Consider the following 14,767-nt stretch of genomic DNA (forward strand, 5'->3'; position numbering starts at 1 on the left):
CGGTGGAGAGAAAGCGGCCGGGATCATAGCGAAACAGCAGCACGACTTCCTGTTATTTGTGTTATGAATCATTAATATAGACTGCTTTACCCGCCTCCCTGCCCTGTTTTAGGCTAGGGCCACCTCTTCTGAACGGAAACGAGCCTCATGTTGCAACGCCTGCTCACCCTCTTGCTGCTCTCCCTTATCTTGTTGCCGCCAGCCGTGCGCGCCGACGATGCAATTGCCCAGGCCGAATCCCTGTTGCAGAGCGTGCCCAAGAGCGATACCCCGGAAAACCAGAAACTGCGGGAGAGCTACCAGCAGGCGCTGCAATTTGCCAGAGAGGCCGAGCGCTACCGGGAGCAGAGCAAAGCCTATCAGCAGATCCTTATCGATTACCCCAAGGAGTCGGCGCGCCTCAAGGAGAGCCTGCACAACTATCAGCCCGCAGCTCGCCCGCCACTGGCGAGCCTCAAGGAGGAGGCGCTGCGCCAGGCCATTGGCCTGAGCAGCAACCGCCAGCTCAACCTGCGCAAGGAGCGGCAGGGGGTGATGGATAGCCTCAACCAGCTGGAGAGCACCGGGCAGGAGTATCACCTGCGGGTGGACGATCTGCGCAAACAGCTGCAACTGACCCGCAGCCAGCTGGAGCGACTGAGCTTCAGCAGCGAATCGGATCGCCAGCAGGAAGCCCAGCTGCTGCTGACCAGAATGAAGGAGCAGAGCCTCTCCGACCGGATCCAGATGCTGGAGCTGGAGCAGCTTTCGGCCCAGCAGCGCAACGATCTCGGCAAGCTGAAACTGCAGGAGCTCAATCTGGCCATCGCCGACGAGGATGAGTGGCAAGCCAGCCTGCTGACTCAGCAGAACCAGCTGCGGCGGGAGAAGACCGAGCAGGCGCTGGAGGAGAGCGAGCGGCTGCGCAAACAACTCACCACCGACATGCCGCTGCTGCTGGAGCAGCAACAGCAGAATCAGGCGCTCTCCATCCAGCTCGGCACACTGGAAGATCAGATTGAGCGGGTGCAGGACGAGCAGCGCAGCGTCGACAAGAATCTGTTTGAACTGAATGAGCTGGTCAACTCGGTACGCGAGCAGCTGGAGTGGTTGCAGATCAGTAATGCCTACGGCGAGAACCTGCGCAGCAAACTCTCCGATCTGCCCCCCCAGTTCCCCCTCGACAAGCTGGAGTCCGCCATCGTCAGCGCCCGCATGGCCAAGTACCAGTACGAGAGCGAGCAGGATGGGCTCAAGGATACCCGCCAGCTGCGCGACAAGCTGATGGCCGAAGAGGAGGTGACGCTGGATCGGCCGCAGCAAGCGGTGCTCGACAACCTGCTCAAGGCCCGGCGCCAGCTGCTGACCCGGCTCAACGACGCCTCCGACACCCTCATTCAGGAGCAGACCCGCCTCAAACTGCTCTACAGCCGTCAGAACAGCAAGATCGACGAGATCCGCGAAATAAGCGCCAGCCACCTGTTCTGGATGCCCGATGTGCGCCCCTTTACCCCGCAGGTCATGCTCGGCATTCCCGCCGCGCTGACCCTGGCCTTCAACCCGGACAACTGGTTGCAACTGCCCTACGCCATCGCCGAAAACAGCCCGCTGAGCCTCACTCTAGCCGGTATTGGTCTGCTGGTGCTGGCCTGGAGCTGGTTCAAGCTGGCCCGTCACCTGAGCCTCTATTGCGACCATATTGCGCCTCGGATCGGCAAGGTGACCCAGGACAAATTCAGCCTCACCAGCCGCTTGCTGCTGCGCTCCCTGCTTGCCGCCCTCCCCTTGCCCGCCATGGTGCTGATGGTGCGCGGCCTGCTCGAAGGGGCCTGGCAATACCCGTTTGCGGTGGCGGTGGCGCGCGGTCTTGGCGAGATCTGGTTTCTGCTGCTGGCGCTGGTGATGGCCCGCCATCTGACGCTGGAGCGGGGGATTTTGATCCACCACTTCCGCTGGCCTCGGGAACAGGTGCAAAAGGTGTGGGGGCAGTTTCGCACCCTGCTGCTGGTGCTGATCCCGAGTTTCTTCGTGCAGGGGATGGCCAACAGCTATCAGGAGCACGCCTTCTACGACTCCCTCGGCCGGATGGCCTTCATGATCGGTGCACTCTGGCTGCTGCTCTTCTTTGCCCGCCTCAACCGGGAGCGGCTGCCACTCACCTGGGGCCAGACCGACATGACCAAGCCCCATCTGCTGCACCACTTCATCTGGAACAGCCTGATGCTGGCGCCGCTGCTGGCGGTAATTGGCGCCCTGTTTGGCTACTTCTATACCTCGCGCACCCTGCTGCGCCAGCTGGAGCTTAGCCTGCTGATGGGGCTGGGTTGCCTGCTGGTCTACTATCTGGCCAGACGCTGGATGCTGATCCAGCGCCGCCGCCTCGCCTTCGAGCGCGCCAAGAGCAAGCGGGCCGAGATCCTGGCCCAGCGCGGCCGGGAAGAGGGGCATGACGAGCTCAGCTCCGAGACCCCGGACGTGGTGGAAGAGACTGAGCTGGATCTCGATACCATCAGCGCCCAGTCGCTGGGACTGGTGCGCACCCTGCTGATGCTGGGCTTCACCATGCTGGTGGTGGTGCAGTGGTCGGATCTCAACTCCGCCTTCAGCTTCCTCAGCAATATCGAGGTGTGGCAGGTGAGCAGCAAGATTGGCGGCATCGAGCAGCTCTCGGCCATCACCTTGCAGGATCTGATGCTGACCGCCTTCGTCTTCATTCTGACCGTGGTGACAGCCCGCAACCTGCCGGGGCTGATGGAGCTGACCCTGCTGCAACACCTCAGCCTCTCCCCGGGTACCGGCTTTGCCCTAACGACCACCAGCAAGTATCTGGTGATCCTGATCGGCGCCCTCACCGGCTTCTCCATGCTGGGCATCGACTGGTCGAAGACCCAGTGGCTGGTCGCCGCCCTCTCGGTGGGGCTGGGTTTCGGTCTGCAGGAGATATTCGCCAACTTTGTCTCCGGCCTCATCATCCTGTTTGAGAAGCCAATCCGGCTCGGTGACACCGTCACCATCCGCGATCTCACCGGCACCGTCACCAAGATCAAAACCCGGGCGACGACTATCGTGGATTGGGATCGCAAGGAGATCATCGTGCCCAACAAGGCTTTCATCACCGAGCAGTTCATCAACTGGTCGCTCTCCGATGCCATCACCCGGGTCAAACTGCGGATCCGGATCGGCCTGACCCGGGATCCGAAACTGGTGCAGCGCATTCTGGAAGAGTCCATCCAGGCATCGACCCTGGTATTGGAGACGCCAACGCCAGAGGTCTTCCTGATCGAATTCACCGACTCGGCACTGATCTACGAGATCCGCCTCTACGTCAACAACATGGATCACCGGATGCCCATCACCCACGAGGTTCACTCGCTGGTGCTGGAGAAGATGCAGCAGCAGGGACTTACCCTGCCCCATCAACAGATCGACATTCACCTGAGCCGCGGCTGATCCGCGAGGTAAAAGGAGCAGAACATGCAGATTATTGCCCATCGTGGCGCCAGCGGTCTGGCACCGGAGAACACCCTAAAGGCGATGGCCAAAGCGCTGGAGCTGGGAGCATCAGCCATCGAGATCGACGTGCAGGCGGCCGATGGCGAGTTGTGGGTCTTCCACGACCGGCGGCTGGAGCGCTGCACCAATGGCAAGGGGGTGCTGGCCGAGCAATCCCGCTCCTATCTGGAGCAGCTAGATGCCGGTGAGGGAGAGGTGATCCCGACCCTGTGGCAGGTGATGGAGATCATCGCCGGACGCTGCGAGCTGCATATCGAGCTCAAGGGCGCCCATACCGCCGATACGGTGGCAGCCCTGACCCGACGGGCAGAGGCCGAGCTGGGCTTTACCCCCGGCCAGTGGGTGGTCTCCTCCTTCCATCACCCGGAGCTGGCCCGATTTGCCGTCTTGCGGCCCGATATCCGGCTCGGTGCCCTGACCGCCAACCTGCCGCTCAACCTGGCGCAGTTTGCCGACGAGCTGGGGGCCTGGTCCATCAATTGCGATGTTGATTTCATCGACACCGCGCTGGTCGATGATGCACATCGCCGGGGGCTCAAAGTTCTGGTTTATACCGTTGATTATCCAGAAGATTATGAAGCGCTCTCTAGCATGGGGGTCGATGGAATCTTCACCAATCGACCAGATCGTTTTCTGACGCAGTGAGGGGGCGATACGCACATGGATAACCACTGATTTAGGCACTAACTTTAAATAGCTGACCGGGATACAAAGAGTTCAACTTCAGCCGATAAACAGAGGCTAATAACAATAACTAGATTCCACACACACTTCAGACTGACGCTCACAAGGATGTAACTATGAACTTATCCATTAAAAACAAGCTTGTTCTGGCTATCGGGGTCATCATTCTGGTGATCACCTGCCTGCAAGTCTGGTACAACACCTCGCAACTGCGCAGCGAGACCCAGCGACTGGTCTGGAACATCATCGACGAAAGCTCCATGGCCAACGTCAAGGGGATCTCCCGCTGGGTCGACTCCCGGATCAGCATGGTCAGCACCACCAAGGAAGCATTCGCCAAAGAAGACGAGCCCATCAGTCATCTGGCCCAGTCCATGAATGCCGGTGGCTTCGACCTGGTCTATGCCGGTACCGCAGACGGCAAAATGATCCAGAGCAAACCAACCGACTTGCCCGCCGGTTATGACCCACGTCAACGCCCCTGGTACAAGGACGCGGCCGCCGCAGGCAAGCTGGTCATCACAGCCCCCTATGCCGACATCTCCACCGGCCAGCTGATTGTCACCATTGCCGAACCGTTCCAGCGTGGCAATACCCAGGGGGTCATCGCCGGTGACGTCTCCATCAGCTCACTGATCTCGGATATTCTGGCGGTCACCACCGAGGGCACATACGCCATGCTGGTGGACAGCAATGGCACCATCATCGCGCACCCCGATGCCTCCCTGAGCCTGAAATCCGCCACCGCTCTGGCACCGGAACTGACTGCGGCCTACATCAATCAGGTCGCCCATGACGGCATGATCAACGAGCTGGTGATCAGCGGCAAGAAAGAGGTCTATGACTTTAATGCCATTCCCAATACCAACTGGTATTACGGCATGATGGTGGATGAAGAGATCGCCTACCAGTCGGTACGCCGCATGGTTACCTCCTCCCTCATTCAGGGGCTTATCACCATACTGATCGTGGCAGGCTTCTCCTATGTCGCCATCAACGGCTCGCTGGCCCCTCTGAAAACCCTGGGCGAAGCGATTGCCGATCTCTCCCGTGGCAACGGCGATCTGACCCGCCGCATCAAGATTGAACGTGAGGATGAGGTGGGCGCGGTTGCCAAACACGTCAACACCTTCATCGAGCGGATCCATGTGATGGTGCAGGATATCTCCAACTCCTCCGGCCAACTCAACCAACAGGCCAAGTCCTCCCACAGCATGGCGGAGAAGGCCAATCAGGGGCTGGCACGCCAGCAAAACGAGATCTCCCAGATCGCCACTGCGGTACACGAGATGTCGGCCACTGCGGTCGAGGTCGCCAGCAACGCCGAGCAGACCGCCGAAGCGGCCCGCAGCTCCTCCAGCAGTTGCGAGCATGGCAAACAGGTGATCGCCCGCAACCAGCGATCTATCACCGATCTGGCCACCCAGGTGGAACAGGCCTCCAACATCATTCAGGAACTGGAGAAAAACGCTCAGGAGATCAACACCATCCTCTCCACCATTCAGGGGATCGCCGAGCAGACCAACCTGCTGGCACTCAACGCCGCCATCGAAGCGGCACGTGCCGGTGAACAGGGCCGCGGTTTTGCGGTGGTTGCCGACGAGGTGCGCGTCCTGTCACAGCGTACCCACAGCTCCACCGTCGAGATCCGCAATATGATCGAAACCCTGCAACGCAATACCCAGGGGGCGGTCAGCACCATGCACGAAGGCCAACTGCTGGCCCAGAACAGCGTGGATGACGCCAACAACGCCACCCACGCGCTGGAGCAGATCACCACCTCGATCAACCAGATCTCCGACATGGCGACCCAGATCTCCAGCGCGGCTGAAGAGCAGCGGGCCGTCACCGACGAGGTAAGCCGCAACATTCAGGCGGTGAAAGATGTCTCGGACGAACTGGCAGTAGATGCAGACAGCTCACGCCATCTCTCTGAACAACTTAAAAATATTTCGGGTGAACTGAGCAATCAGGTCGGCATGTTCCGCATTTGAGCATGAGCAAAAGGGGCCGTACAGGCCCCTTTTATTTTTCTAAATAGCGCTTAATTTTCAGTGAGTAATCTCACATTACCCGCCAAATACCTCGCCTTGAAATCCTTGTAACTCATCTGGAATTATCAGATCACCGCCGTGATCATCGCAGCATTTCGGATTACCTATTTCTATCCGAATATATAAATGCCAATAATTCTCATTAAAAAATTACAATAAAAAACTTAAAATTTTTTTCGCGAGTACCTAAAAAGAGAGGTGATTCGCATTTTATTGAAAGAAAACTACGTACAATCCAGAAGTTAAAGTAATCGTAGCTAGGTGTTCAACTGCTCAGTAACACCAAAAAATGACGATAATAACGACATTTTCATCCAGGGATTTGGGTGTTTTATAGAAAAATAACCAATAAAAAGGGAATAAAACCTAGCAGTTTGACTTGCATCAAGCCTGAATTTTTTTCATAGAGCAAAATCGTGCCCAGCAAATCTATCCCTAAGGAGGCAGATGTGGATATTATCAAGACCGATGTGGCCATCATCGGTGCTGGCGGTACCGGCTTACGCGCCGCTATCGCTATAGCCGAATCACAGCCAGACCTGGACATCGCCCTGATTTCCAAGGTTTACCCGATGCGCAGCCACACGGTTGCTGCCGAAGGCGGCGCCGCCGGTGTCGTCCGTGATGACGACTCCCTCGAAAACCACTTCAACGACACCGTCTCCGGTGGTGACTGGCTGTGCGAGCAGGACGTAGTGGAATACTTCGTCAACAACGCGACCAAAGAGATGATCCAGCTGGAGCACTGGGGTTGCCCCTGGAGCCGCAAGCCGGATGGCAAAGCCAACGTGCGTCCGTTTGGTGGCATGAAGGTTCCCCGTACCTGGTTCGCCGCAGACAAGTCCGGTTTCCATATTCTACACACCCTGTTCCAGACCTCCGTCAAATACCCGAGCATCAAGCGCTTCGACGAGCATTTCTGCCTTGATCTGATCGTGGACGACGGCCGCGTTCAGGGCGTACTGACCTTCGACATCCAGAACGGTATCACCCGCTTCATCCAGGCCAAATCCGTGATCGTGGCAACCGGCGGTGCTGGCCGTGTCTATCGCTACAACACCAACGGTGGCATCGTCACCGGCGACGGCATGGCACTGGCCTACCGTCACGGCGTACCGCTGCGTGATATGGAGTTCGTCCAGTATCACCCGACCGGTCTGCCGGGCACCGGCATCCTGATGACCGAAGGTTGTCGTGGTGAGGGTGGTGTCCTGCTGAACAAGGATGGCTACCGCTACCTGCAAGACTACGGCTTGGGCCCGGAAACCCCGATTGGCCAGCCGAAGAGCAAATACATGGAACTGGGTCCGCGCGACCGCGTTTCCCAGGCATTCTGGCAAGAGCAGCAGAAAGGCCGCGTCATTCAGGGCCCGATGGGCGATGTGGTTCACCTCGACCTGCGTCACCTTGGCGAGAAGTACCTGAAAGAGCGTCTGCCGTTCATCTGCGAACTGGCCAAAGCCTACGTCAACGTGGATCCGGCCAAAGAGCCTATCCCGGTACGTCCGACTGCCCACTACACCATGGGTGGTATCGAGACTGACAACAAGTGTGCCACCCGTCTGCCCGGCCTCTACGCCGCGGGCGAATGTGCCTCCGTCGGTCTGCACGGTGCCAACCGTCTGGGTTCCAACTCCCTGTCCGAGATCGTGGTATTCGGCAAGCTGGCCGGTGAGCAGGCAGGTGAATTTGCCAAGACTCAGAAGAATGGCAACACCGAAGCGCTGGCCGCCAAGGCCGAGGCGCTCATCAAGCAGCACCTCTCCCTGATGGATGTAGACGGTACCGAAAACCCGGCCGATATCCGCAACGAGCTGGGCATGTCCATGGAAGCCGGTGTCGGTATCTACCGTACCGAAGAGCTGATGCAGGGCACCATCGACAAGATCAACGAGCTGAAAGCCCGTTACAAGAAGGTCAAGATCAACGACAAGTCCTCTGTCTTCAACACCGATCTGCTGTACGCCATCGAACTGGGTTACATGCTGGACGTGGCTGAAGCCATGGCGCACTCCGCCATCAATCGTAAAGAGTCCCGCGGTTCCCACCAGCGTCTGGATGGTTACGAAGAGCGCGATGACGTGAACTTTCTCAAGCACACGCTCTCGTTCTACAAAAATGGCGAAACGCCCTCCATCGATTACTCCGATGTGAAGATCACTAAGTCCCAGCCGGCAAAACGCGTGTACGGCTCCGAGGGTGAGAAACAAGACGAGGCTAAGAAGAATGGCTGAGATGATTGAAATTGAGATCCTGCGCTACCGTCCGGAACAGGATAACGAGCCCTGGATGCAAACCTTCCAGGTGCCATACCAGAGAGAGATGTCTCTGCTGGACGCCCTGCAGTACATCAAGGATCACCTGGACTCTACCCTGAGCTTCCGCTGGTCCTGCCGGATGGCGATCTGCGGCTCTTGCGGCATGATGGTCAACGGTGTGCCCAAGCTGGGTTGCAAGGCGTTCCTGCGCGACTATCTGCCGGGCAAGATGACCGTCGAGCCGCTCAACAACTTCCCGATCGAGCGCGATCTGGTGGTCGACATGTCCGACTTCATCGAGAAGCTGGAGAGCATCAAGCCGTACATCATCCCGAGCGAGCCTCGCAGCCTGTGTGATGGCGAGTACATCCAGACTCCGGCCCAGATGGCGCAGTACAAGCAGTTCTCCCAGTGCATCAACTGTGGTCTCTGCTACGCAGCCTGCCCGCAGTACGGCATCAACAAGAAGTTCACCGGTCCGGCGGCACTGGCTCTGGCCTATCGCTACAACGTCGACAACCGTGATGCCGGCGCCAAAGAGCGTATGCGTATCATCAGCCAGGACGAAGGCGTCTGGGGCTGTACCTTCGTGGGCTACTGCTCCGAAGTGTGCCCGAAGGGCGTCGATCCGGCGGCGGCCATCCAGCTTGGCAAGGTAGAAAGCGCCAAGGACTACATGATCGCCATGTTCAAGCCAGATTGAGAGCAGGATTGAGACCATGAACAACACTGATAGCAAACGTAAACCTTACGTCCGCGAAATGAAGAAAGACTGGTGGCTGAAGAACGCCTTCTACACCGGTTACATGATCCGTGAAGGCACCAGTATCTTCGTCTCCATCTACGCCGTTGTGCTGATGTGGGGCCTGATGCGCCTGGTTCAGGGTCAGGAAGCGTTCAACGGCTGGCTGGAATCCCTGCAAAGCCCGATCGCCATCCTGTTCCATGTCGTCGCTCTGGCGGCGTGCCTGTTCCATGCCAAAACCTGGTTCGCCCTGGCGCCGAAAGCCATGCGTATCTTCCGTGGTGAAGACCTGGTACCGGAGAAGCCGATCGTTCTCGCCCAGTATGTGGCGCTGGCGGTGGTGTCCCTGCTTGTCCTGATCATCGTGGCCTGAGGAGAAAACAATGAGACGTTCTGACGAACCAATTTACTGGGGTCTGTTTGGTGCGGGTGGCATGGTCGTTGCCATGCTGCTGCCGGTCATTGTCCTCATCACCGGTCTGCTGGTGCCCATGGGCATCATGGACGTGGAAACCATGAGCTATGACCGCGTGCACGCGTTCGCCAGCTCCTGGTGGGGTGCCTGTATCCTGCTGGTGATCATCGCCCTGCCAGTCTGGCACGGCATGCACCGTATCTACCACGGTCTGCACGATCTGGGGATCCACACCACCAAGCTGCACCACTATGTGTTCTATGGCTTTGCCTTCCTGGTATCTGCCATTACCGTCGGCTTGCTGATGGTGCTGGTACTCCAGTAATCACATCTGACTGATTGACCAAACCGGGCCAAGTGCCCGGTTTTTTATTGCCCCGCTATCCCGCCCTGCTTTTTATTCACTCAAACAATTCGATAAAAACCAGATTATCGTCCAATCATATGGCGATCACAGTCACATAACCCCAATACATTCGTCATTTGTAGCAAACCATTTTGACCACCATCAATTTAGTGACATCCATATCAATTATAATTATTCAGATTAAATAATTATTCATATGGAGCTAGCTAATGACAGACAAAACACGCTCGGTGAGCATAGGCAGTTACCTGGCACTGGCCTTCGCCGTGGTCTTCTTCTCCGGACTGTTGCAATCCGGCGAGTGGTACGGGGTATTCGATTTCACCACGCTGAACGGTTCGTTTGGTACCATGGTGCAGAGCGTCAGCGAGAATGGTGACGGCATCAAGACCGCCATGACCGACATGCGCGGCAAGGGGGGCAACGGCGCTCGCGATGGCTTTCTGTTTGCCCTGACCCTGATCCCCACCGTGATGTTTGCCCTTGGCATGATCAATGTGCTGGAACACTACGGCGCGTTGGAAGCGGCCCGCAAGTTGCTGACCCCGCTGCTGCGTCCGCTGATGGGGATCCCCGGTAATACCGGTCTGGCGCTGATCGCCTCCCTGCAGAGCACAGATGCCGGTGCCGCCATGACTCGTCAGCTCAAGGATGAAGGGCTCATCACCAAGCGTGAAACCGACGTATTCACCATGTTCCAGTTCTCCGCTGGTGCCACCATCGTCAACTTCTTCTCCTCCGGTGCCGTGCTGTTCACCCTGACACTGGCAGATGGCAGCCCGGCGGTCAGCTCCTCCATCGGTCTGGCTGTCATCGTGATGTTCGCCTTCAAATTTGTCGGAGCCAACCTGTTTCGGGTCTACCTCAATATGAGCGAAGGCAAGCAGACCGATAACAACACCCAGCAAACCCTCAACACTCAGGAGCAAGCCAAATGAGCCAGGCCAACATCAAGAAACCCATCGTCACCGATATCTTCGTCGAAGGGGCCAAGAAGGGCTGGGTCATCGCCACCACCTCCACCGTACCCAACGTACTGATGGCCTTCGTCATCATCAAGGCGCTGCAGATCACCGGCGCGCTGGATGCCATGGGCGCCATCTTCTCCCCCGTCATGGCCATCTTCGGGTTGCCCGGTGAGGCGGCAGCCGTGCTGATCGGCGCCTGGATGTCGATGGGCGGTGCGGTCGGTGTGGTCATCACCCTGTTCGATCAGGGGATCCTCAACGGCACCCACATCGCCATTCTGGCGCCAGCCATCTACCTGATGGGCTCCCAGGTGCAGTACATGGGCCGCATCCTCGGCTGCATCGGCACCGAAGGGCGTTACATCCCCATCATGGTCGCCATCTCGGTACTCAACGCCTTCGGCGCCATGCTGGTGATGAACATCATTCTCTGACCCGAACCTGATAGTGGAGCAAGCAATGACTTTTTCTCTGGATCAATACCTGACCGAACTGGCCCCGCTGATCAATCTGGATTGCGTATCCCTGCACCAGCCGGGCATTGCGGTAGTGGCCGACCTGATGGCCGCCAAATATGAGGCGATGGGCGGCTGGCAGATCAAGCGGGTCGACTGTGGCGCCGCCGGGGTGGGGCTGGAGATCCGCAACCAGCCTGATGCGGCGCAGATCGATGTAATGCTGATCGGCCATATGGATACCGTCTTCCCCCTCGGCACCGCCGCCGCCCGCCCGATGAGCATCGATGGTGAGCGCGCTTACGGCCCCGGTGTCTCCGACATGAAATCCGGCCTGCTCAACATCGTCTATGCCCTGCGTGAACTGCCCCGCGAGATGCGCGATCGCCTCAGCATCTGCGTCTGCATGAACCCGGATGAGGAGATCGGCTCCCTCCACTCCAGCGACTGGCTGGCCACGGTGGCCAAACAGGCAAAGCAGGTGCTGGTGGCCGAAGCGGCCCGCGCCGATGGCTCGCTGGTCAAGGCGCGCAAGGGGATGGCCCGTTATCGCATCGACTTCACCGGCAAGGCGGCTCACGCCGGCAACGAACCGCAGAAGGGGCGCAGCGCCATCACCGAGCTGGGTCACTGGATCCTCGCCATCAATGCCCTGACCAACTTCGAGAGCGGCACTACCCTCAACATCGGCATCGTCGAGGGGGGCAACGGCGCCAACATAGTACCGGCCCACGCCAGCGCGGTGGTGGATGTGCGCTTCTGGGACAATCAGGAGTACAGCCAGGTCAACGATCATCTGCTGACCCTGGTCGAACGGCCGCATCTGGAAGGGGTCACCATCAAGCTGACCCGCGAGGCCCACAAACCGGCCATGGTGCCGTCAGAGGGCACCCAGGCGCTGATGGCTCTGGTTGAAGAGTGTGGCGCCGAACTGGGGCTGCCCATTCGCTGGCAAGAGGTAGGTGGCGGCTCCGATGCCAACCTGACCGCCGCCCTCGGTATCCCCACTCTGGATGGTCTGGGCCCTATCGGTGCAGGTTTCCACAGTGACGAGGAGTATCTGGATCTGGCCAGCATTGCCCCGCGCATCGAGCTGCTGGTGAAGGTACTGACCCGTCTGGCGGCCTGACAGTCTCGCGTAGAAAAGGGCCAGCCGGTTTGCACCGGCTGGCCCTCTGTCCATCTGCTCCTCCTGAATGACAGCCCCCCTTCGCTATTACTCCATCGGCGGCAAGAAGCGGCGCATCACCTCATCCGTATGCCCCCCTTCCTGAAATGCCACCAGCGACTGATTGAGGATATTCACCAGCTGGTGGCTGCGGGGGGAGCCCTTGCTCACCAGCAGATAGAATCCCTTGCGACTGGGCAGGGCGAGATTGAGCAATCCGCTCTCGCTGCGGTAGATGCCAAGGCTGATGCCAGCCACCAGAGGTTCGATTTCACTTGGCAGAAAGTCGCAGCGATCCCGTTCCAGCATATCGAGCGCCTGCTGCAACTGCTTGACCCGGCGTGGCTCCTGCGCAAGCCCGTAGGGGGTATAGTTGTAGCCAATCACCCCGCACACCCGGGAACGATTGACCGTCTGCAGATCCGGCGGTTCGGGGTAGCGGCGCTTGAGATAGAAGAAACCGAGGTGAGTGTAATATAGGGGGACGCTGTAGAAGGCAAACTCGGCCCGCTCCGGCTTGTAGCTGGCATCCCAGGTCAGCTCGCACAGACCATTCTGGCGATAATCCGCCAGCTCCTGCTGCACCCGCGCCCAGGGCAGATAGCGGATCTGGTGCGAGAGCCCGCTCTGTTGTAATGAATCAAGCACCAGCGTCGTCGCCGAACCGGTCAGGCGGCTGGTATCGGGCACACCGTCCTTGCGCTCCCAGTAGGTAAAGGGGGCCCACTCGTTGCCCTCCCCCAGACAGATCTTCACTGGTGGCTCTTGCCCCCATAGCGCGGGGGACAAGATGGCCATCGCCAATCCCGCCCACCATGTTCCCGCTCGTTTCATCTCCCGCTCCCGGACTGTTTATCCCTCTTGCAGCTTAGCCCAGAAGGGATTTTGCTCACTTTGCAGGGGCGCTTTCATGCCACAACGCCAGCAAATTGGCCGGAATGGCACCATAACGAAGCTGCGGCGTCTGGTGCCAGTCAGCCAGCTTTTGCAGGGCTTTCGCCAGTTCCTGTGCAAGGGTGCGGGTCACTCTCACCCCGGCTTCCAGATAGAGGCTCTTGATCTCGAAGATCCCCTGCTGGCGATGAGCCTTGGCATCCATTCTGCCCACCAGTTTGCCGCGATGGAGCAAGGGCAACACGAAGTAGCCGTACTGGCGCTTGGGCGCCGGGGTGTAGCACTCGATGCGATAGTCGAAGTTGAACAGTTCACTGGCCCGTTTGCGATCCCACACCAGCGGATCGAACGGCGACAAGGCCGTGGTATGGGTCGCCTTGAGACGGCCCTCCTTGGCTTGCACCAGCTCATCGGCCAGCGAGGCGTGCACAAAAGCGCCGTGCTGCCACCCCTCCACTCGTACCGGCAACAGCTCCCCCTCGTCCGCTAGCTGATGGAGCAGGTCATCGTATTTGCCACGCCGCAGCCGGTAGTAGTCAGCGACCCAGCCAGTTTTGACCAGCCCCAATGCCCGGCAACTAGCGCGCACCATATCCCGTTGCGCCTGCTCGACGCTCGGCAGATCCCGCTGGTCGCTCCACTCGGGGATGACCCGCTCGGCCAAGTCATAGACCCGTTGAAAGTTGCGCCGCTCCCGTACCATCAGCTGACCGCTGGTAAACAATACCTCCAGATGGCGCTTCTCCGGTTTCCAGTCCCACCAGCCATTCCCCTTGCCGGTTGTGCGTTCAAAATCGGCCGCCCGTACCGGGCCATGGTGGCGAATACGCTCGATAAGCCGGTCGATCTCCTGCTGATGGGTGGCGAGCCAGTTGGCCGAAAACTTCCACCCCATGGCGGCAGGATCAAGCATTCGATGGCGCAGCAGCCTGTAATCCTCGCGGGGCACAAAGCAGGCCTCGTGGGCCCAATATTCGAAGATCTCGCCGTCGGCCAGCAGCTGCTCCAGCCAGCGCGGTTCATACTGGCCAAGGCGGCTAAAGAGCACCAGATAGGGGCTGCGCGCCACCACCGAGATAGTATCGATCTGCAGCAACGCCATGCGGCGAATGGTGGCCAGCAGATCGGCCGGGACAGCCTTTCTGCGGCGGGGGGCTAGCAGCCCTTGCGCCGCCAGTTGCAGATGACGGGCATCTTGCAGTGACAAATGGGTAATCGACATCAACAACCGCTCCTTGGTATCTGGCTATCGCGCGCCCGCCGGATA

At 58.9% G+C, this 14,767-nt stretch carries 12 protein-coding genes; 10 read left to right on the top strand and 2 right to left on the bottom strand.

Going from position 1 to position 14,767, the window contains the following annotated elements; genetic code table 11:
- Nucleotides 1-147 precede the first annotated feature (147 nt).
- From mscM to A9G06_RS01905, 10 genes are all read left to right on the top strand, one after another.
- Nucleotides 148-3,429 carry a miniconductance mechanosensitive channel MscM gene (mscM, locus tag A9G06_RS01860; protein WP_021229779.1) on the top strand — a complete coding sequence of 1,094 codons (3,282 nt, stop codon included), beginning with the start codon at nucleotides 148-150 and terminating at the stop codon, nucleotides 3,427-3,429.
- Nucleotides 3,430-3,453: 24 nt separating this feature from the next.
- Nucleotides 3,454-4,137 carry a glycerophosphodiester phosphodiesterase gene (locus A9G06_RS01865; RefSeq protein WP_069554090.1) on the top strand — a complete coding sequence of 228 codons (684 nt, stop codon included), beginning with the start codon at nucleotides 3,454-3,456 and terminating at the stop codon, nucleotides 4,135-4,137.
- Between the two features lie 155 nt (nucleotides 4,138-4,292).
- Nucleotides 4,293-6,170, top strand: a complete 1,878-nt coding sequence (locus A9G06_RS01870) for a methyl-accepting chemotaxis protein (protein WP_021229777.1) — start codon at nucleotides 4,293-4,295, stop codon at nucleotides 6,168-6,170.
- Between the two features lie 509 nt (nucleotides 6,171-6,679).
- Nucleotides 6,680-8,464: a fumarate reductase (quinol) flavoprotein subunit gene (frdA, locus tag A9G06_RS01875; RefSeq protein ID WP_069554091.1), complete on the top strand. Its 1,785-nt coding sequence runs from the start codon at nucleotides 6,680-6,682 to the stop codon at nucleotides 8,462-8,464.
- Nucleotides 8,457-9,191, top strand: a complete 735-nt coding sequence (locus A9G06_RS01880) for a succinate dehydrogenase/fumarate reductase iron-sulfur subunit (RefSeq protein WP_005335057.1) — start codon at nucleotides 8,457-8,459, stop codon at nucleotides 9,189-9,191. Before frdA ends, A9G06_RS01880 begins: the two co-directional genes overlap by 8 nt.
- 16 nt (nucleotides 9,192-9,207) lie before the next feature.
- Nucleotides 9,208-9,606, top strand: a complete 399-nt coding sequence (locus A9G06_RS01885; protein ID WP_005335058.1) for a hypothetical protein — start codon at nucleotides 9,208-9,210, stop codon at nucleotides 9,604-9,606.
- A 10-nt stretch (nucleotides 9,607-9,616) separates the two neighbouring features.
- Entirely contained in the window at nucleotides 9,617-9,973 is a 357-nt protein-coding gene (gene frdD, locus A9G06_RS01890; RefSeq protein WP_040066869.1) for a fumarate reductase subunit FrdD, read from the top strand.
- A 251-nt stretch (nucleotides 9,974-10,224) separates the two neighbouring features.
- Nucleotides 10,225-10,953 (top strand): nucleoside recognition domain-containing protein, encoded by a 729-nt coding sequence (locus A9G06_RS01895; RefSeq protein ID WP_005335061.1) that lies wholly within the window; start codon nucleotides 10,225-10,227, stop codon nucleotides 10,951-10,953.
- Nucleotides 10,950-11,417, top strand: a complete 468-nt coding sequence (locus A9G06_RS01900; RefSeq protein WP_069554092.1) for a YjiG family protein — start codon at nucleotides 10,950-10,952, stop codon at nucleotides 11,415-11,417. The genes A9G06_RS01895 and A9G06_RS01900 overlap by 4 nt, the downstream gene beginning before the upstream one ends.
- A gap of 25 nt (nucleotides 11,418-11,442) precedes the next feature.
- Nucleotides 11,443-12,567, top strand: coding sequence for a M20 family metallopeptidase (locus A9G06_RS01905; protein ID WP_069554093.1), 1,125 nt, complete (start codon nucleotides 11,443-11,445; stop codon nucleotides 12,565-12,567).
- A gap of 87 nt (nucleotides 12,568-12,654) precedes the next feature.
- Here the strand turns inward: A9G06_RS01905 and A9G06_RS01910 are convergent, their stop codons facing one another.
- Nucleotides 12,655-13,404 carry an ABC transporter substrate-binding protein gene (locus tag A9G06_RS01910; protein ID WP_139126132.1) on the bottom strand — a complete coding sequence of 250 codons (750 nt, stop codon included), beginning with the start codon at nucleotides 13,402-13,404 and terminating at the stop codon, nucleotides 12,655-12,657.
- A 91-nt stretch (nucleotides 13,405-13,495) separates the two neighbouring features.
- Complete coding sequence (locus tag A9G06_RS01915) at nucleotides 13,496-14,722, bottom strand: winged helix-turn-helix domain-containing protein (protein WP_069554095.1); 1,227 nt, start codon at nucleotides 14,720-14,722, stop codon at nucleotides 13,496-13,498.
- Between the last annotated feature and the right edge of the window lie 45 nt (nucleotides 14,723-14,767).

Source organism: Aeromonas sp. DNP9 (assembly GCF_001728955.1).
Classification (GTDB): Bacteria; Pseudomonadota; Gammaproteobacteria; order Enterobacterales; family Aeromonadaceae; genus Aeromonas; species Aeromonas veronii.